This window comes from Sulfitobacter sp. TMED3, assembly GCF_002167505.1.
GTDB classification, from domain to species: domain Bacteria; phylum Pseudomonadota; class Alphaproteobacteria; order Rhodobacterales; family Rhodobacteraceae; genus Sulfitobacter; species Sulfitobacter pontiacus.
Genome location: NZ_NHBI01000035.1, coordinates 1 through 22,999 on the forward strand (window position 1 = coordinate 1; position 22,999 = coordinate 22,999).

Sequence of the window (22,999 nt, forward strand, 5' to 3'; positions counted from 1 at the left end):
TCCGCCCGGCCGGCCCCCCCCCCGCCAGCGCCCCCATATTGCCGATGTCGATGCCTGCGCAGAACGCCCGGCCCTCGCCCGAGATCACGACGACACGCGCGTTCGATGTAGCGACCTCGTTCCCGGCGGCGATGACGGCGTCGATCATATCCTGATCAACGGCATTCATTTTATCGGCGCGGGTCAGGCGCACATGGGCGATGTGATTGTCATAGGTAACGGAAACGCGGCTCATTGGGTCCTCCTTGAATTTTCGTGAGTTTGGGCATGAAGCCTGCGTGTTGCAAAGCGAAACGCTACGGCACCCAAAACCGCGCGCGGGCATGCTGATGTCACTTGCCCGAAGCANGNCAGATGCAGTAGCTGATCCCCATGACNCAGTATCGCCTCACCCCGCTTGCCGACGCCCTGCCCTCTACCGTGCCCTTTGTCGGCCCCGAAACGCAGGAGCGCGCCATGGGGCGCGCCTTTGATGCGCGGTTGGGGGCGAACGAGAACGTCTTTGGCCCCTCTCCCCGCGCGATAGAAGCNATGGCGCAGGCNCAGCAGTGGATGTACGGCGANCCGGAAAGCCACGACCTGCGCGCAGCACTTGCGGCGCATCATGGTATCTCGCCCGCCAACATCATCGTGGGCGAAGGGATTGACGGGTTGCTGGGCTATCTGGTGCGGCTCATGGTGACGGAGGGTGACGCGGTCGTGACCTCGGACGGGGCCTATCCGACATTCAATTATCACGTGGCAGGCTTTGGCGGTGTGCTGCATAAGGTGCCCTATGNCGGTGATCACGAGGATCCNGCGGCCCTATTTGCCAAAGCTGCCGAGGTAGANGCCAAGCTGGTCTATCTGGCGAACCCCGACAACCCCATGGGNAGCTGGCATGANGGGCCCGTCATTTCCAGCGCNCTAGAGGCATTGCCGAAGGGCTGTCTGCTGGTGCTGGACGAGGCCTATATCGATTGCGCCCCCGAGGGCACCGCCCCCGATCTTGNCGCCGATGACCCGCGTCTGATCCGGATGCGGACCTTNTCCAAGGCCCATGGTCTGGCGGGNGCGCGGGTNGGCTATGCCATCGGCGCACCGGATCTGATCACAGCCTTTGGGAAGGTGCGCAACCATTTCGGGATGAACCGCGCGGCCCAGGCCGGGGCGCTTGCNGCCTTGCAGGACAGCGACTGGCTGGCCCANGTGCAGGCTCGAATCGCTGANGCGCGGGACCGGNTTGCGCAGATCGCTGCGGATAACGGGTTGGTTGCCCTTCCCTCTGCCGCGAATTTCGTGGCGATTGATTGCGGGGCGGACGGCAGCTTTGCCAAGGCNGTGCTGGACGGTTTGGTGGCNCGCGGCGTCTTTGTGCGCATGCCCTTCGCNGCGCCGCAGAACCGCTGTATTCGGGTCAGCTGNGGCACGCCAGAAAACCTTGATGCCTTTGCCGCGGCGTTGCCGGGTGCCCTTGAGGATGCGAAAAAAGGCTGACGTAGCGCATATCCCGCCTATGCTGGGCCATGAACCAGTTGCGAGGTGGCATCATGCGCTCTTCAGACCGCGGCCAATCGGCCCCTAACTATACCAGCGCCTGCGTCGTGATGTTCGGCGTCAATATACTGTGGGTTTTCGTTGTGATCTGGGCGCTGTGGGGCTTGCTGGCGGTGGCGCTGTCGGGCTGGGCCGTCAATGCCATGATCGATCGCATAGCCGCGCGACGGGGCTAGGCCCCGCCGATCACCTTCGCCGCCGCCTCTAGCGCGCCGGAGCCGCGTTTGATCCCGAGTGCGGACATCCCGGCCTCTATNCCGCCGAGCATCCCCATGATCATCTGACCNTTCACGTGCCCCATGTGGCCCAGACGGAAGAAACCGTGGCTTTCGGGGCTGCCCTTGGGGGCCATGCCCAGACCGATGCCGAGGGTCAGGCCGATGTTGCCTTCGACCCAGTCGCGCAGCTCNGTCGCNTGGGGGGCCTTGAGCCGCAGNGCTGTCACCGCNTGGCTGCGCAAAGCGGGATCGGCGATGTTCANGGAAAGATCGCCCTCTGCNCCCCANGCGTCNCAGGCCGCCCACACNGCGCGNGCCAANGTCTCGTGACGCTGCCAGACGGCTTCCAGCCCNTCGTCGTGGATCATATCCAGCGCTGCGCGCAGGCCGTAAATATGGTGCGTCGGGGCTGTGCCGCAGTGGTACTGGTAGAACTCCTCGGGATTGGCGCGCGGGGTCCAATCCCAGAAACGGCTGACCCGTGACATCGCATCGCGCACCGCAGCCGCACGGTCGTTAAAAAAGACAAAGCTCACGCCGGGCGGGACCATCAGCCCCTTCTGGCAGGCCGTGACCATGACATCGGCGCCCCAATTGTCCATCTCGAAGCGGTCGCAGGCGAAGGACGCGATACAGTCCACCATCAGCAGCGCGGGGTGATCCGCCGCATCCAGTGCCGCGCGCAGACCGGCGATGTCATTGACCACCGAGGTCGAGGTATCCACATGCACGGCCAGCACGGCTTTGATCTCGTGGTTGGTGTCCGCCTCAAGACGATCGGCGATCCGGTCGATGTCCATTGTGGATTGCAGGCCGAAATCCATCACCTCGACGTCTGCCCCGATGCCTGTGGCGGTATCGCCCCAGCCGTGACCGAAACGCCCTGTCGCGGGCACCAGCACCTTGGCACCGGGGGCTACGACATTGCTCAGCGATGCCTCCCAGGCGGCGTGGCCGTTGCCAATATACATCGCCACCTGATGCTGCGTGCCCGCGATACGGCGCAGATCCTCCATCAACGGCGGCATCATATCGACGATCTCACCGGCATAGATATTGGGGGCCGGACGGTGCATCGCGTTCAACACAGCCTCTGGCATGACCGACGGACCGGGGATCGCGAGGTAGCCGCGCCCTTGTGACAGGTTGGGAAGTTTCGGCATGACACGGGGGCCCTTCAGCAGGAAAAATCTCTTGCAACTTATCCGCAGCAAGCGCCGCGTCAATCACACAAAGCGCGCAGGCAGCTTGCCCTGCCCCCAAGGGCTGCGTAAACCCGTAGCTGTATATGCCCAAAGGAACCGGCCTTTATATGAGTGATGTGACCTATACCTCGCGCGAACTGCTGACCTGGCTTTGGCGCGACTATCTGAAAAAGCATATGTGGGTGCTGCTTGTCGCGGTCATCTTCATGTCGATCGAGGCCTCGACCATGGGCGGCTTGGCAAAGCTGATGCAGCCGATGTTCGATCAGGTGTTCGTCGCTGGTGAGAAAGGCGCATTGCTGTGGGTTGGTTTGGTGCTGGTGGGCATTTTCGTCCTGCGCGCCGTGTCGGGTGTGGTGCAAAAGGTGCTGCTGACACGCATCAAGCAGAAGTCGGCGGCTGATATGCGGATCGATCTGCTGGACAGGATGATGGTGCAGGACGGGGCCTTTCACCAACAGAATCCGCCGGGGTTTCTGATCCAGCGCGTGCAATCGGATGTGAATGCCATCGGGTCGGTCTGGCAGGCGGTGATCACCGGTGCCGGTCGCGACTTGATCGGGCTGATTGTGTTGCTCGGCGTCGCGATCTCTATCGATCCGGTCTGGGCGCTGCTGGCCTGCATCGGCTTGCCGCTGATGGTGATGCCCGCAGCATTGGCGCAGCGCTTTGTGCGCGCGCGGTCGCGCGAGGCACGGGATCTGGGCGCGACCCTGTCGACACGGCTGGACGAGGTTTTCCACGGCATCGTGCAAATCAAGCTCAACGCGCTCGAGAAGTATCAGGCCAAGCAATACCGCGACCTGACCAGAACTTATATCCGCACCGAGGTACGTGCCTCCTTCGGGAACTCGGCCATTCCGGGGATGATCGACATCATCTCGGGCCTCGGGTTCATGGCCGTGATCCTTTATGGCGGCAACGAAATCATCGAGGGCGAGAAAACCATCGGTCAGTTCATGACCTTCTTTACCGCGATGGGGTTCACTTTTAACCCGCTGCGTCGTCTGGGCGCGATCAGCGGGTTGTGGCAGACGGCCGCTGCCGCGCTGGAACGTCTGAAAGAGCTGATGGACGAGCCGGTACACCTCACCTCGCCCGCCAAACCCACGCCTGTGCCCACCACCCCACCGCATATCGCGCTTGAAGGGGTGAGCCTGTCTTACGGTGATGCCAAGGTGCTGGACAATCTCACGCTGCATGCGGCGGCGGGCGAGACGACGGCGCTTGTCGGTGCATCTGGCGCGGGGAAATCGACGATATTCAACCTGCTGACCCGTCTGATCGACCCGCAAGAGGGCAACGTCAGCATCGCGGGCGTCCCGCTGACAGAGATGGACATCCCCGCGCTGCGCGGCTTGTTCTCTGTCGTGACGCAAGAGGCGCTTTTGTTTGATGAAACCCTGCGCGAGAATATCGTATTGGGCCGCGAGAATGTATCTGACGAAGAGCTGCAGCAGGCGCTGGATGCGGCGCATGTGTCGGACTTTTTGCCCAAGCTCGAACACGGGCTGGAAACCCGCGTCGGCCCGCGCGGCTCTGCCCTGTCGGGGGGGCAGCGCCAACGTGTCGTGATCGCCCGCGCCCTGCTGCGCAACACACCGATCCTGCTGTTGGACGAAGCCACCAGCGCGCTGGACGCGCAGTCAGAGAAAGTCGTGCAGCAAGCGCTGGACCGTCTCTCGCAGGGGCGCACCACCTTGGTCATCGCCCACCGTCTGTCTACAATCCGCGGCGCGGATAAGATCGTTGTGATGGACCGTGGCCGCGTCATGGACGAAGGCAAACACGAAGACCTTCTAGCCCGTGGCGGCATCTATGCCGATCTCTATCGGCTTCAGTTCGAGGATGGAAAAACCGTCAGCGACGGACGCAATCTAGCGGCGATGCGGCGCATGGAACGCGGCCTCAAACCTGTCGAGCCGAACCTGCTGCAACGTATCGGGCTCCGGCTGTTCGGCAACTAGGCCAACACCCGGCACGCTGATCACTTGGCATAGCCCTCGGCCAGCTTGGCCGGGGCCACCCCCGCGAAATAGCGGATCAATGTCCATAGGTTACGCGCCCCGCGACGCAACCAGCCCTGCCGCGCGTATTTGTCGGCCGACGTCACCGCAGTGACGTCCAGCCCCAGCAGATGGCCGCGCAGGGCACGAGCCAGCGCCACATCCTCCATCAGCGGCTGATCAGGATACCCACCAACCGATTGATACAGCGCACGTGGCAGCAGCAGCCCCTGATCCCCATAGGGAAGCCCCAAACGGCTACGCAGGTTCGCCCAAGCGGCCACCGCTTTGCCGGCCATGCCGCCTTGGTCAAATTGAAGCTGGCACCAGCCCGCTTTCTGCCCCCGCAGATGCGCGGTGACAGGCCCCGTCCACCCCGGTGCCAGCCGCGTATCGGCGTGTAATACCAGCAGCCAGTCGGATTGCGCTTTCGCACAGCCGCGCCGCAACTGTCCGCCCCGCGATGCCGGACCGGTGACGATCTCTGCGCCCCATGCGTCTGCCAATGTCAGGGTCATGTCGGTTGATCCCCCGTCGCTGATGATCAGCTCGCGGATCAGCCCCGCCTCCAGCCCCTCCATCAGGGCGGTCAGGCAGCCGGTCAGGGGCGCTTCGGCATTCAAGGTCGGAATGACAACAGATATAGGCGCGCGCATGGTTGCCCCTTTCAGCTTCGAACTGCGCTGCTATATGTCATGTTAACCATTGAAAGGACAAGCGATATGACCAGCCGCCGCATCCTGAGACTGTCAGGCCCCGACACCCGCGAGTTTCTGCAGGGCCTTGTGACCAATGATATCCGCAAGCTGGATCAGGCCCCGATCTATGCCGCGATCCTGACGCCCCAAGGCAAATTCATCACCGATTTCTTCCTGTCCGCCGACGGGGACAGCGTTTTGCTGGACGTGGCCGAGGCAGATGCCGACGCGCTGGTGCAACGCCTGACCATGTACAAGCTGCGGGCTGATGTCACCATAGACGCGACCGGCCTGCATCTGCACCGCGGGCTAGAGAACGCACCGGACGATGCCTATAGCGACCCCCGCGATGCCCGCATGGGCTGGCGCGCCTATCGCGACACACCGCAAACCGATGACACCACCGATTGGGACGCGCTGCGGGTGACCTATATGATCCCTGAAACCGGGGCAGAACTTACCTCGGACAGCTTCATCCTCGAAATGGGGTTCGAGCGGCTGAACGGCGTGGATTTTCGCAAGGGCTGCTATGTCGGACAAGAGGTAACGGCCCGCATGAAACACAAGACCGAGCTGCGCAAAGGCTTGGCCCAGGTCGAGATCAGCGCGCCGGTAGAACCCGGCACGGACATCACCGCCGATGGCAAACCTGCCGGTACGATCTTTACCCGCACCGGCACCCATGCGCTGGCCTATCTGCGGTATGACCGCGCCAAGGCGGCGATGCAGGCGGGGGATGCCACGGTGACCATGGTGACGGACGGCTAAGGCCCCGCAACGGCCCTGCGTAAATATTAGGCACGCCAAGATGACGGCGTGCGCAGCCCGCCGGAAAAGTTGCATATCAGCAACAAATACCCGCGATTGGGGAGATCCGAGGCTTCCAAACCCAATACCCCGCCTGCCCCGCAACGCAAAAGAGCCCCGGCGTTCACCGGGGCTCTGCATCGCAGCGAAGCTATGACGTAGCGTCACACCACAGCTTACGCGCGTTCGGAATATTCCATCGTTTCGGTGTTCACGATGATATCTTCGTCCTGTCCGACGAAGGGCGGCACCATCACTTTGACGCCGTTATCAAGCACCGCTGGCTTGAAGGAATTCGCCGCTGTCTGGCCTTTGACGACCGGTTCAGTTTCGACAATTTTACAGGTTACTTTTTGTGGCAAGGACGCGTTCAGCGCCTCTTCTTCGTGATACTCGACCACGACCATCATACCGTCCTGCAAGAAGGGGCGACGCTCTCCCAGAAGCTCGGCTGAAAGCTGCACTTGCTCGTATGTTTCGGTGTCCATCAGAACCAGCATACCTGCGTCTTCATACAGGAATTGTTGGTCTTTTTGCTCTAGCCGGACCTTTTCAACCTTGTCGGCGCTGCGGAAGCGTTCGTTCAGTTTCGACCCGTTGCGCAGGTTGCGCATTTCGACCTGAGCAAAGGCGCCGCCCTTGCCCGGTTTGACATGATCGACCTTGACCGCTGCCCAGAGACCACCGTTATGCTCGAGCACATTTCCTGGCCGAATTTCGTTCCCGTTAATCTTTGGCATGTATCAGCACCATAGCAATGAAGTTGAAGAGAGATTGGACCGACCTATATATATCAACGTCGACCCCCGCAAGACAGCGCACCCGATGCTGCAACCGCGAAAGCTATGCAGTAAATGCATGAGTGTTATGCAATAAAGGTGTATCCGAATCGAGCTCTTTCGGTCATAAGGAACCCCACGCCTAAATGACAAGAGCAAGAATAATAGAAAGGACGACGAGATGAAAGATTTCGTTGATGGCACTGCCTTTAACAATGAACAAGGTAACCGTGCCCGCAAACTTTTCGCAGCTGTGGTACTGGCTGCATTGGACGATGCGATTGCCGATGACAAAAAATACGGCAACGGTCCTGAACAGATTGCCCGTTGGGCCCGCTCCCGCGATGGCCGCGAAGTATTGAGCTGCGCGGGCATCGACCCCAACGAGCGTGTTGTCGAAGGTCTGATGGACTTTGTTGGCAAAGGTGTCCGTACCTCTGTCGCCCTGTCCCGCGAAGAGTCCGAGCGTCGCCACGCTGCACAACAGGCTGAAGCTGCCTGAAGACTGCCAAAAGTTTGAACAAAAAGACGCGGCTCACGGGCCGCGTTTTTTTTGGCTAAATGCGATTGTTCTATGCCGGAAAGCGTTGCGCCCGCCTGATGCGCAAACGGGCAAGGTGTGACGCCCGAGCCCCTTTATCCACTAAGATGCGCGTTCGCGCTAAAGGCTCTTTATTCCAGATCTTGCGACGTCAGGGCGCGGTGAATTTCACGGCGCACTAGTTTGCGGACGTTGCGGGTGATCCGTTCACCCAAGGCCCCCTGCAGCTCTGTGCGGACAATTTCAGACACCAGATCACGCAGCATCTCTTCGTCCAGATATTCATCCGGCCCGAAACCGAGCGTTGCATCATCATCCTGCGCCGCTTCGGCAGCCGCGTCGGTGGTATCGGTCACAGTCGCATCTGCTGCGGTCACGCGGGTGGCAAAGGGGCCGTCCACTACGCGGTCTTGGGGTTCGGCACGCTCTTGGGGTGCATGGGCCTCGACTGCATCGTGCCATCCCATATCCTCGCCCAGCAGGGCCTCTTCCGCATCGTTTGGGGCGGCATCGGACACAGGCGCGCCGGTGGCGTCGAATTCAACGTCGTCTTCCCAGGCCATCGCGGGGTCTTCGCTGCCGGAGTAATCGCTTTTGCCGGGCTCGTCAGGTTCCCAGTTTTCGGGAATGCGGCTGATCGCTGTTTCGAGGGCCGCGATTTTCGCGCTCAACCGGTCCGGCGTCGGTGGCACATCATCGACGAGCTCGGATGAGCCAAGGTTGAGCATATCGGTGGAGTATGCCGCAGCACGTGGCGCGCTAAAGGCCAACTTGCGCGGCGGCTCGGTCGTATCCTGCGGCTTGCCATCCCCTGCGGGCGTAGCGAACTGGGCGCGAAAACGCGGTTCGCGGCCGGAAATAAACTTAAAATCTTCGGCAACTTGATTGCGATCCGAGGCGGACAAATCCGCCCCCTCGTCCGTCTCAAGGTCGGTATCCATGTCCTGCATCGCATCCTGATAGGACGCCGACCGGGGCTGAACCGCCTCTGGCTTCGCCTCTTTCCGAGGGGCGGCCACAGGCGCGTCATTGGACACGCGCAAGGACGGCGTCAGCACAAGTTTCTCTTCAATCGCAGGCGCTTCCGACGGCTTCTGCGCCGGTTTGCGATCCTCTGAGACCAGACGGCGGATCGAAGACAGAACGTCTTCGACCTCTGCATTTGTGACGGTTTCGGACATATTTAATCACCACTCGTTCTTCGCGAATAGTCTAACCCGAAGGTTGGCTTCTCACAATGGGGGTGGTGAAAATGTCAGTCTTTTTGCAGCGCCTTCAGCACACGATCCAACTGCTTCCCCTCTTTGGAGTATTTCGTCGGGCCGTCCTTAACCATATTATAATAGGCGGATGGATCATAGATCTGCACCGGCAGTTTCAGGTCCTGCGCGGTCAGCTGACCCGTCGCGGAGAGCACGGAATAGGCCGCAACATAAAGCTGCGATTGCGCCGACACACGGGCAGAACGGGCGTCGAGCAAGGATTGCTCTGCGTCCAGCACATCAAGTGTGGTGCGCGCGCCCAAGCTGGCTTCCTCGCGGATACCGTCAAAGGCGATCTGTGCGGCGCGGACCTGACGCTGGGAGGCTTCGATCTGCGCCCGGGCAGAGGCAAGCCCCGCATAGGCATCGCTGACCGCGCGCTCCACGTCTTTAACCACCACATGCAGGTTGCCGCGCTGTGCGTCGCGCTGCGCCTGGCTTTTGCGAACACCGGCCGACAAGGCACCGCCTTGATAGATCGTTTGCCCGACCTGAAAGCCGATCGACCCGCTGCGTGTCGAGGCTTGGGAATCAAACGTCTCGGTCAGACCGTAAGACCCCTGCACCGAGACATTGGGCTTCAGCGCGGTTTCGTTGCTGCGTACCAGCAGATCGGCAGCCGCGACCTGGTGCTGGACGGTCAGGATATCGGGGTGCTGACGCACCGCCAGTGCCTTGGCGGTCGCGATGCTGTTGGACAGTTTCGGCAGGCTTGGTGGCGGGCTTAGACGACCGGGCTCACGCCCCACGGCGACCTTGTAATAGGCTTTCGCGCTGATGAAATCGCCCTGCGCACCGGCAAGATTGCTCCGCGCGGCGGCCAGCTGTGCTTCGGCAAGCGATACGTCGGTGCGGGTCACCTCCCCCACTTCGAAACGGTCACGGGCGGCGCGCAATTCCTGCGTCAGAACCCGCACGTTATTCTCGGCCAGAGAGACAAGCTGCTGCGTCTGGATCACGGTCATATAGGCATCAACGGCGCGCAGCAGAATCTGCTGTTCGGCGCTGACCAGCGTTTCGCGCGTGGCAAGCACGGTTTCTTTTGCCGCCTCGATCGCATAGCGCGAAGACCCGAAGTCATAGACCAGCAGCGACGCCACAAGATTCACCGATGTCGTCAGTGAATCGGTAGAGCTTTTGAAACCCGCCGGGATGGTGCTGGTGCCACCGCTGACCGACCGATTATAGGATTGCGTCAGGTTCCCCGTCCATTGCAGCACCGGCTTGAGCGCGGATTTCGCGATCGCCACATCTTCGTCTGCGGCGCGCAACACGGCGCGGTTCTGGTCCAGCAGGCCCGAGTTGTTATAGGCCCCGACCAGCGCATCGGCCAATGTCTCTGCCTGTGTGGCCATCGGTGCCAGCAGCCCCAAACCGACGCAGGACGCCGCGATCATGCTGCGGACGGACCGCATCTTGCCCGTATTCATCATATTTTACACTCCATCGGTGTCACTGCATCTGCCGTCATCTGCAGCAGTTCTGATAGCTTAAAGCTCGAATTCTTTCACGCGGGTAAACCCGTCCAGGACAGGTGCGGCGGCGTTGAAACTTTTGCGCCAGCTGATGCCACGTTCGCTTTTGTAGCCCAAACGCACCTCGCCCAGGGGGCCGTCCATGAACAGGCAAGCGATCCGCCCGCCATCCTTGAGCTGCGCCANCAGCGCTTCGGGCACGTCNGCNACGCCGCCTTGCACGATCACNACNTCATAGGGCCCATGNTGCTGCGCCCCTTCGGCCANCGGNCCGTGGTGCACGATGACATTGTCGATNTCCGCGTTGATCAGGGTTTCCTGCGCTTCTTTCGCCATCTGCTCGTCATCCTCGACGGCNACGACCGCTTCGGCCATATGTGCGATCACGGCAGAGGAATAGCCGTAGCCACAGCCGATATCGAGCACCAGNTCGTCATTCTCGACCCCAAGATCGTCCAGCATCTTGGCCAGCGTCCGCGGCTCAAGCAGCACGCGTCCTTCGCCCAAGCTGATGTTTTCGCCCAGATAAGCNGCCTCGCGGCGGGCCACCGGCACAAAATCCTCGCGCGCCACCTTNAGCATCGCATCAATGATCGGGAACTTGGTAACATCCGAAGGGCGCACCTGAGTATCAACCATCATGGTGCGGCGGGCTGTGAAATCTGTCATCAGCTAAACTCTTTCGTTCAGTTATTTGTCTCGTGAGATGCCACATCACCGCCCGCCGGGCAACGGCCAGTCGGGTCAATAGGCGCAATTTTCCGTGTTTGGCGGATNATACGGTTAAAANATAGAGGATGCCATAGCCACGACGCATGNCNCGCGCGGTCAGCCTGTGAGAAACNTAATTTANANAGGGNAATATAGTGGAGGCGAGTAGGAGAATCGAACTCCTGTACACGGATTTGCAATCCGCTGCGTAACCACTCCGCCAACTCGCCTNGGCCGCGATGACGCGGCTGGCACATGGGCCACTGCCCCTATGCGTTTGGCGCTTATCCCGATTTTCTGGGGAAATGTCTAGCCCAGTTTAAAGCAAAACGGCGGGAAAAATATCTCCCGCCGTGAAATGGTCNATTANAGNGAAATGACGGGCTTGTCGTCTTCTTCGGGCGCGTCGAGCTGCAGGTGGTGATCTTCGAGGATCAGGATGTTTTCCGCCCCCACAACCGCGCTTTTGGTTTTGTAGCCGATGACATCCTCGATCTCCATCTCGGGGTTGCGCGCCATCANGATCGTCTCTTCNGACGAGAAGTTGGTCAGCCCGCGGGCGAACTCGTTCCCCTGCTCATCATAGACGTGCAGCACGTCACCTTTGGAGAATTCGCCNTGGATCGACACCAGATCATCACGCTGCAAGCCGCGCTCCTTGGCNGTGATCGCGCGGACAGCCTCGTCCGTGACGACCAGCGTTCCGGCAACCTGCAAACGGTTGCTNAGCCAGATCATCAGCGGCGACGCGGCCTTGGCCGACGCCAGACAACGGGTGTGGCGGCGTTCGTTGTTCAGTACCGAGGAAATCGGGCGTTCNATGATNCCGTCGGCGATGATCGTCTCGACACCGGCGTTCTGTGCCATATTGGCCGCCAGCATCTTGGTCAGCATGCCGCCGCTGCCCAATTCGCTGATGCTTTTGGTGGATTCGAGGTGTTCGGACACATCTTCGATTTCCTCNATGAACTGGGCACCGGGTTCGGAGGGGTCACGGTCATACAGGCCTTCGACGCTGGTCAGGATGATCAGGTGATCGGCCTCGACCATCTGGGCCACCTTGGCCGAAAGGCGGTCATTGTCGCCCACTTTCAAGTCGCGTGTGGCGATGGAATCGTTTTCATTGATGATGGGCAAGATCTGGTTTTCAAACAGCCGCAGCATGGTGTTCTTGATGTTCAGAAAGCGGCGACGCTCTTCCATGTCTTCGACGGTCACCAGCATTTGCGCCACGTCAAAATTGTATTCATTCGCAACCTGACGGTAGGCGTTCATCAGCAGTGGCTGACCACAGGCGGCCGCCGCTTGCTTGTCCAGAATACCGGCCTCTTCGGGGCGTTTTCCGATCATGTTCAGGCCAAGCGCGACCGAGCCTGAAGAGGTCAGGATGATCTCGTATCCCTGGTCCTGAAGGTCCCCCAAATCCGCCATGAGACCGTTCATGAAAGCATAGCGCAATGTCAGCTTTTCTTCATTGGCCAACAGGCTGGATCCGATTTTAACGACGATACGTTTCTTCTTGGACACGGGGAGATTTCTCCGGTTTATTGTTAAATTTCAACGCGTCATCCCGCGCGACACAGAATGCCGCAACGCAGAAAAACGCTGTGATTCGGGGATGTATAACATGTGGACACCAAGCATTTGCAACCGCCAAGCTNGNGCGCGCGGGATTACGCCACGCTCAGGCCGTGGTTTTCAGCCCTTCTAGCGCGGTACGGGTCGCGGTGGGAATNTCGGTCGGNCGGTGGTCGTCGCGGTTTACATAGACATGCACAAAGAACCCTTCGGCAGAGGCGTTTTCCTCGTCGTTCCGGAACAGGCCCAGCTCCATCCGGACGGAGCTTTTGCCAAGCTGCGCCACCCGCAGCCCCGCTGTCACGCGGTCGGGGAAGGCCATCTCTCCGAAATAGCGGCAACCGGTTTCCACGACGAGCCCGAAGGCGGGGCTGGTCTGCGGGTCCAGCAGCCCCCGTTCGATCAGCCAGCCGTTTACGGCCGTGTCAAACAGCGCATAGTGCACGACGTTGTTCATATGCCCATAGGTGTCATTGTCGTTCCATCGCGTCTGCAATGGATAGAAATCCGCGAAATCGGCACGGGTGGCAGCGGGTGCGCGGGCAGCCATTACCAAGCCGCCTCGTAGATCGCCTGAGCATCGGCCTGTGTCACCTCGCGCGGGTTGTTCACAAGCAGACGGGCCTGCACCATCGCGTCTTCGGCCATCTTGGGGATCGCGGACCGGGGGATATCGACATCGCGCAGGCGCGGCGGCAGCCCAAGCCGCTTGGACAGATCCGTCAGCGCATCAACGAAGGCGGCGGTGCGGGCCTGACCGCCTTCGACNTCTGCCAGGTCGGGGAAGGCATCGGCAGCGATCTCGGCATAGACACTGCCCGCTTGNGGCGCGTTGAANCGCAGCACGTGGGGCAGCACCAGCGCGTTGGACAGCCCGTGNGGGATATGGAAGGTGCCACCNATGGGATAGGCCAGCGCGTGTACCGCCGCGACGGGGGCATTGGCAAAGGCTTGCCCCGCCAGCATCGACCCCAGCAACATCGCGCCGCGGGCCTCAAGGTTGCTGCCATCCGCAACGACGGTTTCGATATTGGCCCCCAGCAGGCGTAGCGCCTCGCGGGCGAGAAGCTTGGACACAGGGTTGTTGTTGGCATTGACCGAGGCATAGGATTCGATCGCGTGCACCATCGCGTCAACGCCTGTGGCCGCGGTGATCGACGCAGGCAGACCGACGGTCAGGGAGGCGTCCAGAATGGCCATGTCAGGCAGGATCACGGGCGAGGATACGCCGCGCTTTTCCTCTGCCCCGACGGTGATGATCGACACAGGTGTGACCTCTGACCCAGTGCCAGCGGTGGTGGGGACCAATACCAGCGGCAGGCGCGGCCCCTTGGCCTGCCCTACCCCCCAAGCGGCATCCAGATCCTCTTCAGAGCCAAGCAAAAGCGCCACAAGCTTGGCCACATCCTGCGATGACCCGCCGCCAAAGCCGATGACTCCGGTCGCCCCCGCGCTGCGCCCTGCCTCTACCGCGCGCATCAATGTCTCGCGCGAGGGGTCGGCCTCTACATCATCGAAGACGGTGACCTGATGACCGGCTTTCTCAAGCGCGTCGATGCAAGGGTCGCACAGGCCCAGTTTGCGCAAACCGGGGTCGGTGATCAACAGGCACGCCTTGCCCAGCAACCCGCCTGCCAGCGCGGCGATACGCACGGCGGCCCCGTTTTCGAATACGACGGATTTTGTGGTGTTGAATACAAAAGGGTTCATATGCCCGCGCCTCTCCCATAGCTGGCTGCAGCGTTCCTCCGCGCCGCGACTTGGGGGCATTAAAGGGAATTATCCTGCACGCGCATAGCCGTTATTTCGGTTTCTTTTTTCACCCTGCGAAACTGAGGTAAGAGCCTGGCCCGCTACGCGGCCGATGTGGATAACCGCCCTGCGCGATTGGGTTTTTCGACGCGGCACTCAGGGCTCACGTGGATAAATCGGGCGCGTTTGACACATCAGACAAGCCGTCAGGCCCCTCAGGGCAAGCGGCGGACTTCGTTGGTCTGGCTGCGCAGATACTCCATCACCGCGGGACGTACCGATTGATCTCCGCGATCACGTGCGGCATGGATCACTTCGCGGATTTCCCCCAGATCAGAGCGGTGCAACATGCTTTTGACCGGCCCGATGGACGCGGGACGCATGGACAGCGTTGTGATCCCGATGGCAGCAAAGCACAGCGCCTCAATGGGGCGGCCCGCATCCTCGCCACAGAACGACAGTGGCGTACCGGTTTCGCGGCAACGGTCTACGATGTTCTCTAGGAAGGTCAGGAAACTGACGTTCAACGTGTCATAGCGGCGGCGCACCAGCTCGTTCTCGCGGTCGGCGGCAAAGAAGAACTGCTTCAGATCGTTGCCCCCGATCGACAGGAATTCGACCTCTTCGAAGAACTTCGTCGGGGCAAAGGCCAGCGAGGGGGTCTCCAGCATCGCGCCCACTTCGATTTGCGACGGCAGCACATGGCCCAAGCGCGCCTCGCGGGCGAGCGTCTTGTCCACCTCGGCACGGGCGGCGCGGTATTCTTCGAACTGCGCGACAAAGGGGAACATCACCGACAGGGGGCGCCCGTTCGCCGCACGGATCAACGCCTGCAACTGCATCCGCATCATGCCCGGTTTGTCCAGCCCGACGCGGATCGCACGCCAGCCCAAAGCGGGGTTCGGTTCGTCGTTGGGCTTCATATAGGGCAGCACCTTGTCCGACCCGATATCCAACGTCCGGAACACCACACGTTTGCCCGACGCGGCATCCAACACACGGCTATAAAGCGCGGACAGCTCCGACCGTTTCGGCATCTGGCTGCGCACAAGGAACTGAAGCTCCGTGCGGAACAGCCCCACCCCTTCGGCCCCTGACCCGTCAAGCGAGGGGAGATCCGCCATGAGACCCGCGTTCATATGCAGCCCGACCCGCGTGCCGCATTTGGTGATCGCCGGTTTGTCGCGGATCGACGCATAGCGTTCCTGCGCCTCGGCCTGCATCGCGATTTTGTCGCGGAAGGCAGAGGCAACGGTTTCCTCGGGGCGCAGATGCACCACGCCCTGTTCGCCGTCCACCATGATCCGGTCGCCGTTCAGCGCATCATTGGTCACGCGTGAGGCATGCACGATCAGCGGGATCGCCAGCGCCCGTGCGACAATCGCGGCATGGCTGCCAACCGATCCGCCCTCCAGCACGATACCGCGCAGGGAACGGCCGTATTCCAACAGCTCAGCCGGTCCGATGTTGCGCGCCACCAGAATAGGATCGGTGGGCATCTCGGCCCCCGTGTTCGACCCCTGCCCTGTCAGAATACGCAGCAAGCGGTTGCTGAGGTCATCGAGATCGGACAGACGTTCGCGCAGATAGGCGTCGGCGGCCTGCCCCATACGGGCGCGCGCCAGAGATTGCTCTTTCTCGACAGCCGCTTCGGCAGACAGGCCACGGCCGATGTCTTCCTCCATCCGGCGCAACCAGCCTTTGGAGTTGGCGAACATCCGATAGGCTTCAAGCACCTGTTGCTGGTCTTTGTCCCCGCCTGCCATCGCCATCATCTGATCCACGCTGACGCGCAAATCATCGACAGCCTCGTTCAGGCGCGCGGTTTCACTGGCAGGATCGTCGGCCACAAGCTTTGACACGACAACGCGCGGCTCGTGCAGCCAGACGTGGCCTTCGGCAACGCCCTCTTGCGCCACGGTGCCGCGGATCAGAACCGCCTGACTGTGCCGCGCCGACATCGCGGCACCCTCGCCGACAAAGGCCCCCAGCTCGGTCATTTCGGCCAGTACCATGGCGACCACTTCCAGCGCATAAACCTCGTCAGCCGAGAATTCCCGTGCGGCTTTGGATTGCACCACCAGAACGCCCAGCATCTCGCCCAAGCGCTGCACCGGTATCCCCAGAAAGCTTGAATACAGTTCTTCGCCCGTTTCCGGCATAAAGCGGAAACCGGGGGCCTGCGGGGCATTTGGCGTGTTGATAATACGTTTGCGTTTGGCGACGCGGCCGACCAGCCCCTCGCCCATCTTCATGCGCGTCTCGTGGACCGCATCGGCCTTCAGCCCTTCGGTCGCGCAAAGTTCCAGCGTGTCTTCATCGCGGAACAGGTAGATAGAACAGACCTCGCAACCCATAGAGGACGCGATCAGATGCGTGATCTTGTCCAGCCGCGCCTGCCCTGCATCATCACTGGCCATGGCATCGCGTAAGCGACCCAACAGCTTGCGGCTTTCTGTCTCTATCCCATCAGCCATGTGATCATTTCCCCCCGGCGATGCCAGCTTAGATCACAGGCGTCCCAAAATTGAAACGCCTGATATCATTGACATCTATCATCTGCTCCCCGAGGCCGGAAGATGCGTTTTCCCCTGTTGCGGGAAAACGCTGTGATCTTCGCAGATGGGGTGCCCGGGAATTAGGCGCGTTTGTCCAGCTCGAACGCGTCATGCAGCGCCTGAACCGCCAGCTCCATGTATTTGCGGTCGATCAGAACAGAGATTTTGATCTCGGAGGTGGTGATAACCTTGATGTTCACACCCTCGTTCGACAACACCTGAAACATCTTCGCCGCAACGCCGGTGTGGCTGCGCATGCCGATACCCACGACCGACACTTTCGCCACATCTGTGTCCGCGATCAGATCGTCGAAATTCAGCTCGCCCGATTTTTTCGCGGCATCAATCGCGACTTCCGCGCGTTTGATCTGATCGACGGGGCAGGACCACGTCATATCGGTGCGCCCCTCTTCCGAGATGTTCTGAACGATCATATCGACGTTCACGCCACCATCGCTGAGCGCGGTAAAGATCGCGGCGGCAATGCCGGGGCGGTCCGCGACCGATACCAGCGTCATCTTTGCTTCGTCACGCGAAAACGCGATACCGGATACTACATTGCTTTCCATAATTTCCTCCTCGGCGCAGACCAGCGTTCCAGCCTCGTCTGATTGTTCCTCAAAACTGCTCAGCACGCGCAGCTTGACCTTGTACCGCATGGCCAGTTCGACCGACCGGGTTTGCAGCACCTTGGCCCCCAGCGACGCCAGTTCCAGCATCTCTTCAAAGGCGATCTTGTCGAGCTTGCGCGCCTTGGCGCTCACCCGCGGGTCGGTGGTGTAGACCCCATCCACATCGGTGTAGATATCGCAACGCTCTGCATCAAAGGCAGCGGCAAAGGCGACGGCGGTGGTATCCGACCCGCCACGCCCCAGCGTGGTGATCCGGCCCTCGGGGGAAACGCCCTGAAAGCCCGCGACAACCGCGACGCGCATGCCTTCGCCGAATTTCGCCATGATGTTTGCAGGCGGAATTTCCTCGATCCTGGCCGAGGAATGCGCGGAGGTCGTCTTGACCGGCACTTGCCAGCCTTGCCAGCTGCGCGCCGGTACGTCCATTTCCTGCAAGGTCAGCGCCATCAGGCCCGCGGTGACATTCTCCCCCGAGGAGACGACAGCGTCATATTCGCGCGCGTCATATAGCGGAGAGGTTTCGTTCACCCAGCCGACCAGCTCGTTCGTCTTTCCCGACATGGCGGAAACGATGACGATCACGTCATAGCCCTTGGCCACTTCAACGCCCACGCGTTTGGCCGCGCGGCGGATACGGTCCAAGGTGGCCACCGACGTGCCACCAAACTTCATCACCAGAACAGGCATATGTCCCCCGTTGCAAAACTCCGGCGCGGTGTACGCGCAAGCGCCGCCCTTAGCAAGCCCGCAGGCCGCTGTCGTAACGCAGGGAAATTATGTGTGAACCGCAAGTTGCAAGGTGGCGGGGCGGGGTATCCGCCCGCCCAAGGTCGCCTGCGACCCGCCGTCTATGACGTGGTGCGTTTGGCCCGAAACGGCAGCGGTGTCAGCGGGATACCCTCTTCGATCAGGGCGACGGCTTCGTCCAGACGCGCCTCGCCATAGATTGACCGGTCGGGCGCATCTCCGATGTGGATGGCACGGGCTTCACGCACGAAATCATCGCCCACATATTCCGAGGAGGTTTCGACCTCTTTGCGCAGCGCCTTCAGCGCCTCTTCCAACGCGCTTTGAGGTTTCGATAGCACCGGCACTGCGGCGTCCGGCTTTTGACCACCCTCACCGCGGTTCTCGCGGCGCTCGCCGGTTGTGACACGGGGGGCCATCATGCCCTTGGTCACCTTGGTCGACCCACACAGCGCGCAGGTCAGATGCCCCGCCTGCGCCAGCGCATCAAAGGCGGCGGCAGATTTGAACCAGCTTTCAAACTTGTGGTCCTGATCACATTTCAGCGAAAACTTGATCATCGCGCCCGCAGGCATCCTCTCGTCGTTAAGATATGTTAAAAATGGGGGCGCAAGCCGGTCCCGTCAAGCGGCTCAACTCCGGCCGCGCGGATCGAAGTCCCGGATCATGCGCGCCAGCTCGGGCTCTGACACCATTTTGGCGGCCTTCTTGCGCGACATCCACTTGCGGCGCCGCTGGCCGGCTTCGGGGTATTTATCGGCGGTGATCTTGACCTCTACGGGATAGAGCATGGCCACCACCGGCAACATCTCTCCGTCGTCCATTTCCTTTGTGTAGGAATAGACGCCAAGGCAGCCGCCCGTGACCCGCCCGCGCACGCCCGCTTCTTCCCATGCCTCGCGCGCGGCGGCGGCACCGGGGGTTTTGGCATCCATCGGCCAGCCTTTCGGCACAATCCAGCGTTTCGCCCCCCGAGACGTGATCAACAGCACCTGCAGCTTGCCTTGGCGCACGCGGTAACACAGCGCGGCGAACTGTGTTCGCACCTCTCCCTTGCGGGCACCTTGCAGTGATATAGGCAGCTGTTTCATGCGGGGCATTCTGTCTCCGGGGTGGTACGGCAACAAAAGCCTACCCGTGCCGTGATGACAAGACCAGTCGCCCTTGCACGCCCCTACGGCATGGCGGATACTGCGGGAATGAAACGTTTTTTGCCGCTCATTTTTGCAGCGCTGCTGCCCACCCTCACGCAGGCAGAGCAGCCTTCGGTGACGGTCTTTGCGGCCGCCAGCCTGCGCGGTTCCCTGGACGAGGTCGCGCGCCGCTATGACGGCGATGTGGCGCTGTCTTTTGGCGGGTCCGGCACGATGGCGCGGCAGATCGATGCGGGTGCCCCTGCCGATGTGGTCTTGCTCGCCGCACCGGTCTGGATGACATGGCTGCGAGATCGCGGCGCGGTCCAGGCTGACGCAGTGGTTGATCTGCTGGGCAATTCGCTTGTGGTGATCGCCCCCGCAGACAGCAATATCGCCCCGGACCCCGCCGATCTGGCGGGTGCCCTTGGCGATGCACGGTTAGCGATGGGCCAAAGGGACGCCGTGCCCGCTGGTATCTATGCGCGCGAATGGCTTGAGGTTACCGGACAATGGGACGCGATTGCCCCGCATCTGGCAGAGACGGATAACGTGCGCAGCGCACTGGCTTTGGTCGCACGGGCAGAGACGCCTTTGGGCGTGGTTTACCGCACCGATGCTTTGGCCGAACCGCAGGTCCGCATCCTTTACGATATCCCGCAGGGGACACACAGCCCGATCACCTACCCCGCCGCCGCGCTTTCTGACAGCGGCGCGGCCTTCATGGCGCATCTGCAGTCCGACGACGCCCGCGCGGTCTTTGCCCGCCACGGCTTCAAGCCGCTGCCCGAATGACCGCAGACGCCGCCGCCTGGGACGCGCTGCGCCTGTCGCTTTGGGTCGCCTGTTGGGCGACCCTGCTGGCGATCCCGCTGGCGCTTTGGGTGGCGTGGCTGCTGGCGCGGCGGGATTTCTGGGGCAAGGCGCTGCTGAATGCCGCCGTGCATCTGCCGCTGGTTTTGCCGCCTGTGGTCACGGGATATCTGCTGCTGTTGGCATTCGGGCGGAACGCGCCCTTGGGCCGTGCACTGGACACCATCGGATTGCAACTGGCGTTCCACTGGTCCGGCGCGGTGCTGGCGGCGATCATCATGGGGTTCCCCTTGATGGTCCGCGCCATGCGCCTCGCGATAGAGGCGGTAGACCCCAAGCTTGAAGACGCCGCTGCCACGCTCGGTGCCCCCCGCGTGGCGGTTTTCGCCCGTGTCACCCTGCCCCTGATCTTGCCCGGTGTGCTGGCGGGGACCGTGATGGGCTTTGCCAAAGCCATGGGCGAATTTGGTGCCACGATCACCTTTGTCGCCAATATCCCCGGCCAGACGCAAACCCTGCCAAGCGCCATCTGGGCCGCCTTGCAGATACCCGGTGGCGAGGGTCAGGCGGTGGCGATGGTGCTAATGTCTTCGGCCATCGCGGTCAGCGCCGTGCTTCTGTCCGAGCTGCTTGCCCGCCGCGTTGCCAAAAGGATCGCAGGCGCATGACGCTTTCCCTGTCCCTGTCGCACCGCTTTGACGGCTTCGCGCTGGACCTCGCGCTTGAGGCCGGGCCCGGCATCACCGCGCTGTTTGGCCGGTCGGGGGCCGGAAAATCCACCGTAATCAACGCTGTTGGCGGCTTGCTCCACCCCGACCGCGGGCGCGTCGTGATCGAGGACGAGGTGCTGCTGGACACCGAAGGCGGCATCTATGTCCCCCCGCACAAGCGCCGCCTTGGCACCGTGTTTCAGGACGCGCGACTGTTCCCGCATCTCAGCGTGGCGCAAAACCTGATGTTCGGTGCCCGCTATGCGCCGCGCGGCAGCAGCGGCCCGTCTCAACGCGACGTGGTGGCACTGCTTGGGCTAGAGACATTGCTCGACCGCGCGCCTGCCACGCTGTCAGGCGGTCAAAAGCAGCGCGTCGCCTTGGGCCGCGCCTTGCTGAGCCACCCGCGCATGTTGCTGATGGATGAACCGCTCGCCAGTCTGGACGGGCCCCGCAAGCAAGAGATTTTGCCCTTTCTCGAACGGCTGCGCGACGGGCCGCTGGGGCTGCCGATCCTGTATGTCAGCCACGCGGTGGACGAGATCGCGCGGCTGGCCGATACACTGGTGTTGATCCAGAACGGGACAGTCCAGGCGCAAGGCCCGCTGTTCGATGTCATGTCAGACCCCGCCGCCGTGCCCCTGCTTGGTGTCCGCGAGGCGGGTGCCGTGATCGAAGCGGATGTCCTTGAGCATGGGAATGACGGGATCACGACCCTGCGGATCAGCGCCGGAGAGCTTGAGCTGCCCGGCGTGCACGCCGATGCCGGTGCCCGCGTGCGGCTGCGGGTGCTGGCCCAGGACGTGATCCTGTCCCTGACCCGCCCCGAGGGGCTGAGCTCGGTCAACGTGCTGCCCGTCACGGTCGAGGCGGTTCACCCCGGCGACGGTCCGGGCGCGGCCATTGCCCTGCGTGCGGGGCGTGACCGGTTGCTCAGCCGTGTGACGGCACGCGCTGTCGCCGAGCTTGGCCTGACACCGGGCATGACCTGCTATGCGATCCTCAAGGCCACCACGGTCGCGCCGGGCAGTATCGGGCGCTAGGCGATCTTGCGCAGCCCGACCTTCGCGCGCAGCCGCTCGACCAGTTCTTCGTGGGGGACATCCGCATCAATCGCCAGCTTGCGCAGCCCGAAATGCACATGGGCCATATCTTCGTAATAGCTGGTATAGGCATAGTTGGTCGCCGCACCGGCCACCGCCCCCAGCACCGGCACCGCCTGCGCGGCCAGCTTCTGCCCCAAGACCAGCGCCAGACGCGGGGCCACTTTGGCAATCACCGCCTGCATGGCGCGCCCGCTTAGCGCGACCCGCGCCGATAGGAATGCCAGATCGGCCCCGTCATCCTCTGACAAGGGCCCCGCGGCGCTGAACACCTGCACGCAATCGAACTGCACATTCTCGGCATGGGCATCAAAGCCGTGTTCCACCGCCACCCCCTGAATAACGCGGAGCAACAAGGTCGTCGTCACCGGCAGCTCTGCCAGTGCCGTAGGCAGGCCACCTGCGCCGCCCGCCGCCCCCATCGCCGCGCTGACCGCCTGGTTCAGCCAGCTTTTCTGGTCCGGCACCATCGACCGCGTCGACGTCGCTGCCTTCATCGCCTGGCCCAATGCCTTGACGGTGGCGCTTTCAAGATTGCGGCGCACGGGCGAGGGAAGCTTGTCGATCAACCCCTCGGCGCTGCCGCCGATGACGTTCAACACATTAATACCCACACCGCCCGCGCTTTTGTAGCGCTTGGCGATCTGGTCCAGCCGTGCCTCTACGTCAATGGTGCTGGGTAGGTTGCTTTCAATCTGCATGGGGTGGGGCCTCCGCCTGTTTGGCTAGAATGTG

The 22,999-nt window shown here is 61.9% G+C and carries 23 protein-coding genes and 1 tRNA gene; 8 read left to right on the forward strand and 16 right to left on the reverse strand.

The window, feature by feature from the left end; translation table 11 throughout:
• Positions 1-235 (reverse strand): enoyl-CoA hydratase-related protein (locus CBB63_RS09520; RefSeq protein WP_286698970.1); only part of this gene is annotated, 235 nt, incomplete at its 3' end.
• A 137-nt stretch (positions 236-372) separates the two neighbouring features.
• On the opposite strand from CBB63_RS09520, the gene CBB63_RS09525 reads away from it, so the two are divergent.
• On the forward strand, positions 373-1,476 hold the full coding sequence (locus CBB63_RS09525; RefSeq protein WP_286698971.1) for a pyridoxal phosphate-dependent aminotransferase: 1,104 nt from the start codon (positions 373-375) through the stop codon (positions 1,474-1,476).
• A gap of 53 nt (positions 1,477-1,529) precedes the next feature.
• Positions 1,530-1,712, forward strand: a complete 183-nt coding sequence (locus CBB63_RS09530; RefSeq protein WP_037954492.1) for a hypothetical protein — start codon at positions 1,530-1,532, stop codon at positions 1,710-1,712.
• On the opposite strand, the gene CBB63_RS09535 is transcribed toward CBB63_RS09530, so the two are convergent.
• Positions 1,709-2,917 (reverse strand): pyridoxal-phosphate-dependent aminotransferase family protein, encoded by a 1,209-nt coding sequence (locus CBB63_RS09535; protein ID WP_286698972.1) that lies wholly within the window; start codon positions 2,915-2,917, stop codon positions 1,709-1,711. The two genes, CBB63_RS09530 and CBB63_RS09535, sit on opposite strands and share 4 nt — an antisense overlap.
• A 149-nt stretch (positions 2,918-3,066) precedes the next feature.
• Here CBB63_RS09535 and CBB63_RS09540 point away from each other — a divergent pair, with 149 nt between their 5' ends.
• Positions 3,067-4,926, forward strand: coding sequence for an ABC transporter ATP-binding protein (locus CBB63_RS09540; protein WP_286698973.1), 1,860 nt, complete (start codon positions 3,067-3,069; stop codon positions 4,924-4,926).
• A 20-nt stretch (positions 4,927-4,946) separates the two neighbouring features.
• On the opposite strand, the gene CBB63_RS09545 is transcribed toward CBB63_RS09540, so the two are convergent.
• The gene (locus CBB63_RS09545) at positions 4,947-5,621 is read right to left on the reverse strand and encodes a TIGR04283 family arsenosugar biosynthesis glycosyltransferase (protein ID WP_286698974.1); all 675 of its coding nucleotides are present in this window, start codon (positions 5,619-5,621) and stop codon (positions 4,947-4,949) included.
• A 66-nt stretch (positions 5,622-5,687) separates the two neighbouring features.
• On the opposite strand from CBB63_RS09545, the gene ygfZ reads away from it, so the two are divergent.
• Positions 5,688-6,431: a CAF17-like 4Fe-4S cluster assembly/insertion protein YgfZ gene (ygfZ, locus tag CBB63_RS09550; protein WP_286698975.1), complete on the forward strand. Its 744-nt coding sequence runs from the start codon at positions 5,688-5,690 to the stop codon at positions 6,429-6,431.
• A 215-nt stretch (positions 6,432-6,646) separates the two neighbouring features.
• Here ygfZ and efp read toward each other — a convergent pair whose 3' ends face one another.
• Positions 6,647-7,210, reverse strand: coding sequence for an elongation factor P (gene efp / locus CBB63_RS09555; RefSeq protein ID WP_286698976.1), 564 nt, complete (start codon positions 7,208-7,210; stop codon positions 6,647-6,649).
• Positions 7,211-7,430: 220 nt separating this feature from the next.
• Between efp and CBB63_RS09560 the strand changes: the two genes are divergently transcribed.
• Positions 7,431-7,751: a DUF6280 family protein gene (locus tag CBB63_RS09560; RefSeq protein WP_005849321.1), complete on the forward strand. Its 321-nt coding sequence runs from the start codon at positions 7,431-7,433 to the stop codon at positions 7,749-7,751.
• A gap of 170 nt (positions 7,752-7,921) precedes the next feature.
• Here CBB63_RS09560 and CBB63_RS09565 read toward each other — a convergent pair whose 3' ends face one another.
• From CBB63_RS09565 to CBB63_RS09615, 11 genes are all read right to left on the reverse strand, one after another.
• Complete coding sequence (locus tag CBB63_RS09565; protein WP_286698977.1) at positions 7,922-8,971, reverse strand: hypothetical protein; 1,050 nt, start codon at positions 8,969-8,971, stop codon at positions 7,922-7,924.
• A 74-nt stretch (positions 8,972-9,045) separates the two neighbouring features.
• Entirely contained in the window at positions 9,046-10,485 is a 1,440-nt protein-coding gene (locus CBB63_RS09570) for a TolC family outer membrane protein (protein WP_278425617.1), read from the reverse strand.
• Between the two features lie 57 nt (positions 10,486-10,542).
• Positions 10,543-11,196 (reverse strand): protein-L-isoaspartate O-methyltransferase family protein, encoded by a 654-nt coding sequence (locus tag CBB63_RS09575; protein ID WP_286698978.1) that lies wholly within the window; start codon positions 11,194-11,196, stop codon positions 10,543-10,545.
• 198 nt (positions 11,197-11,394) lie between these two features.
• A tRNA-Cys gene (locus CBB63_RS09580) sits at positions 11,395-11,468 on the reverse strand.
• A gap of 136 nt (positions 11,469-11,604) precedes the next feature.
• A complete protein-coding gene (gene proB, locus CBB63_RS09585) occupies positions 11,605-12,765 on the reverse strand; it encodes a glutamate 5-kinase (protein ID WP_286698979.1) in 1,161 nt (386 codons plus the stop codon).
• A 157-nt stretch (positions 12,766-12,922) separates the two neighbouring features.
• Positions 12,923-13,366 carry an acyl-CoA thioesterase gene (locus tag CBB63_RS09590; RefSeq protein ID WP_286698980.1) on the reverse strand — a complete coding sequence of 148 codons (444 nt, stop codon included), beginning with the start codon at positions 13,364-13,366 and terminating at the stop codon, positions 12,923-12,925.
• Entirely contained in the window at positions 13,366-14,526 is a 1,161-nt protein-coding gene (locus CBB63_RS09595; protein ID WP_286698981.1) for an iron-containing alcohol dehydrogenase, read from the reverse strand. Before CBB63_RS09595 ends, CBB63_RS09590 begins: the two co-directional genes overlap by 1 nt.
• A gap of 257 nt (positions 14,527-14,783) precedes the next feature.
• Entirely contained in the window at positions 14,784-17,045 is a 2,262-nt protein-coding gene (gene ptsP / locus CBB63_RS09600) for a phosphoenolpyruvate--protein phosphotransferase (protein WP_286698982.1), read from the reverse strand.
• A 161-nt stretch (positions 17,046-17,206) separates the two neighbouring features.
• A complete protein-coding gene (locus CBB63_RS09605; RefSeq protein WP_005849367.1) occupies positions 17,207-18,445 on the reverse strand; it encodes an aspartate kinase in 1,239 nt (412 codons plus the stop codon).
• Between the two features lie 161 nt (positions 18,446-18,606).
• Positions 18,607-19,065, reverse strand: a complete 459-nt coding sequence (locus CBB63_RS09610; RefSeq protein ID WP_286698983.1) for a DUF1178 family protein — start codon at positions 19,063-19,065, stop codon at positions 18,607-18,609.
• A 72-nt stretch (positions 19,066-19,137) separates the two neighbouring features.
• Positions 19,138-19,596 (reverse strand): NUDIX hydrolase, encoded by a 459-nt coding sequence (locus CBB63_RS09615; RefSeq protein WP_286698984.1) that lies wholly within the window; start codon positions 19,594-19,596, stop codon positions 19,138-19,140.
• 108 nt (positions 19,597-19,704) lie between these two features.
• Between CBB63_RS09615 and modA the strand changes: the two genes are divergently transcribed.
• The 3 genes from modA to modC are packed head-to-tail and all read left to right on the forward strand — an operon-like array spanning position 19,705 to position 22,204.
• Positions 19,705-20,433, forward strand: coding sequence for a molybdate ABC transporter substrate-binding protein (gene modA, locus CBB63_RS09620; RefSeq protein ID WP_286698985.1), 729 nt, complete (start codon positions 19,705-19,707; stop codon positions 20,431-20,433).
• Positions 20,430-21,119: a molybdate ABC transporter permease subunit gene (gene modB / locus CBB63_RS09625; RefSeq protein ID WP_286698986.1), complete on the forward strand. Its 690-nt coding sequence runs from the start codon at positions 20,430-20,432 to the stop codon at positions 21,117-21,119. The genes modA and modB overlap by 4 nt, the downstream gene beginning before the upstream one ends.
• Entirely contained in the window at positions 21,116-22,204 is a 1,089-nt protein-coding gene (gene modC, locus CBB63_RS09630) for a molybdenum ABC transporter ATP-binding protein (RefSeq protein WP_286698987.1), read from the forward strand. Before modB ends, modC begins: the two co-directional genes overlap by 4 nt.
• Here the strand turns inward: modC and CBB63_RS09635 are convergent.
• Positions 22,201-22,965, reverse strand: a complete 765-nt coding sequence (locus CBB63_RS09635; protein ID WP_005849379.1) for an EcsC family protein — start codon at positions 22,963-22,965, stop codon at positions 22,201-22,203. The two genes, modC and CBB63_RS09635, sit on opposite strands and share 4 nt — an antisense overlap.
• Between the last annotated feature and the right edge of the window lie 34 nt (positions 22,966-22,999).

Excerpts from the sequence above, each read along its gene's own strand:
- ptsP (WP_286698982.1), bottom strand. The coding sequence starts at position 17,045 with ATGGCTGATGGGATAGAGACAGAAAGCCGCAAGCTGTTGGGTCGCTTA.
- CBB63_RS09610 (WP_286698983.1), bottom strand. The coding sequence starts at position 19,065 with ATGATCAAGTTTTCGCTGAAATGTGATCAGGACCACAAGTTTGAAAGC.
- CBB63_RS09635 (WP_005849379.1), bottom strand. The coding sequence starts at position 22,965 with ATGCAGATTGAAAGCAACCTACCCAGCACCATTGACGTAGAGGCACGG.
- modA (WP_286698985.1), top strand. The coding sequence starts at position 19,705 with ATGAAACGTTTTTTGCCGCTCATTTTTGCAGCGCTGCTGCCCACCCTC.
- CBB63_RS09545 (WP_286698974.1), bottom strand. The coding sequence starts at position 5,621 with ATGCGCGCGCCTATATCTGTTGTCATTCCGACCTTGAATGCCGAAGCG.
- CBB63_RS09570 (WP_278425617.1), bottom strand. The coding sequence starts at position 10,485 with ATGATGAATACGGGCAAGATGCGGTCCGTCCGCAGCATGATCGCGGCG.
- efp (WP_286698976.1), bottom strand. The coding sequence starts at position 7,210 with ATGCCAAAGATTAACGGGAACGAAATTCGGCCAGGAAATGTGCTCGAG.
- CBB63_RS09605 (WP_005849367.1), bottom strand. The coding sequence starts at position 18,445 with ATGCCTGTTCTGGTGATGAAGTTTGGTGGCACGTCGGTGGCCACCTTG.
- modC (WP_286698987.1), top strand. The coding sequence starts at position 21,116 with ATGACGCTTTCCCTGTCCCTGTCGCACCGCTTTGACGGCTTCGCGCTG.
- modB (WP_286698986.1), top strand. The coding sequence starts at position 20,430 with ATGACCGCAGACGCCGCCGCCTGGGACGCGCTGCGCCTGTCGCTTTGG.
- CBB63_RS09560 (WP_005849321.1), top strand. The coding sequence starts at position 7,431 with ATGAAAGATTTCGTTGATGGCACTGCCTTTAACAATGAACAAGGTAAC.
- CBB63_RS09530 (WP_037954492.1), top strand. The coding sequence starts at position 1,530 with ATGCGCTCTTCAGACCGCGGCCAATCGGCCCCTAACTATACCAGCGCC.
- ygfZ (WP_286698975.1), top strand. The coding sequence starts at position 5,688 with ATGACCAGCCGCCGCATCCTGAGACTGTCAGGCCCCGACACCCGCGAG.
- CBB63_RS09540 (WP_286698973.1), top strand. The coding sequence starts at position 3,067 with ATGAGTGATGTGACCTATACCTCGCGCGAACTGCTGACCTGGCTTTGG.
- CBB63_RS09615 (WP_286698984.1), bottom strand. The coding sequence starts at position 19,596 with ATGAAACAGCTGCCTATATCACTGCAAGGTGCCCGCAAGGGAGAGGTG.
- CBB63_RS09565 (WP_286698977.1), bottom strand. The coding sequence starts at position 8,971 with ATGTCCGAAACCGTCACAAATGCAGAGGTCGAAGACGTTCTGTCTTCG.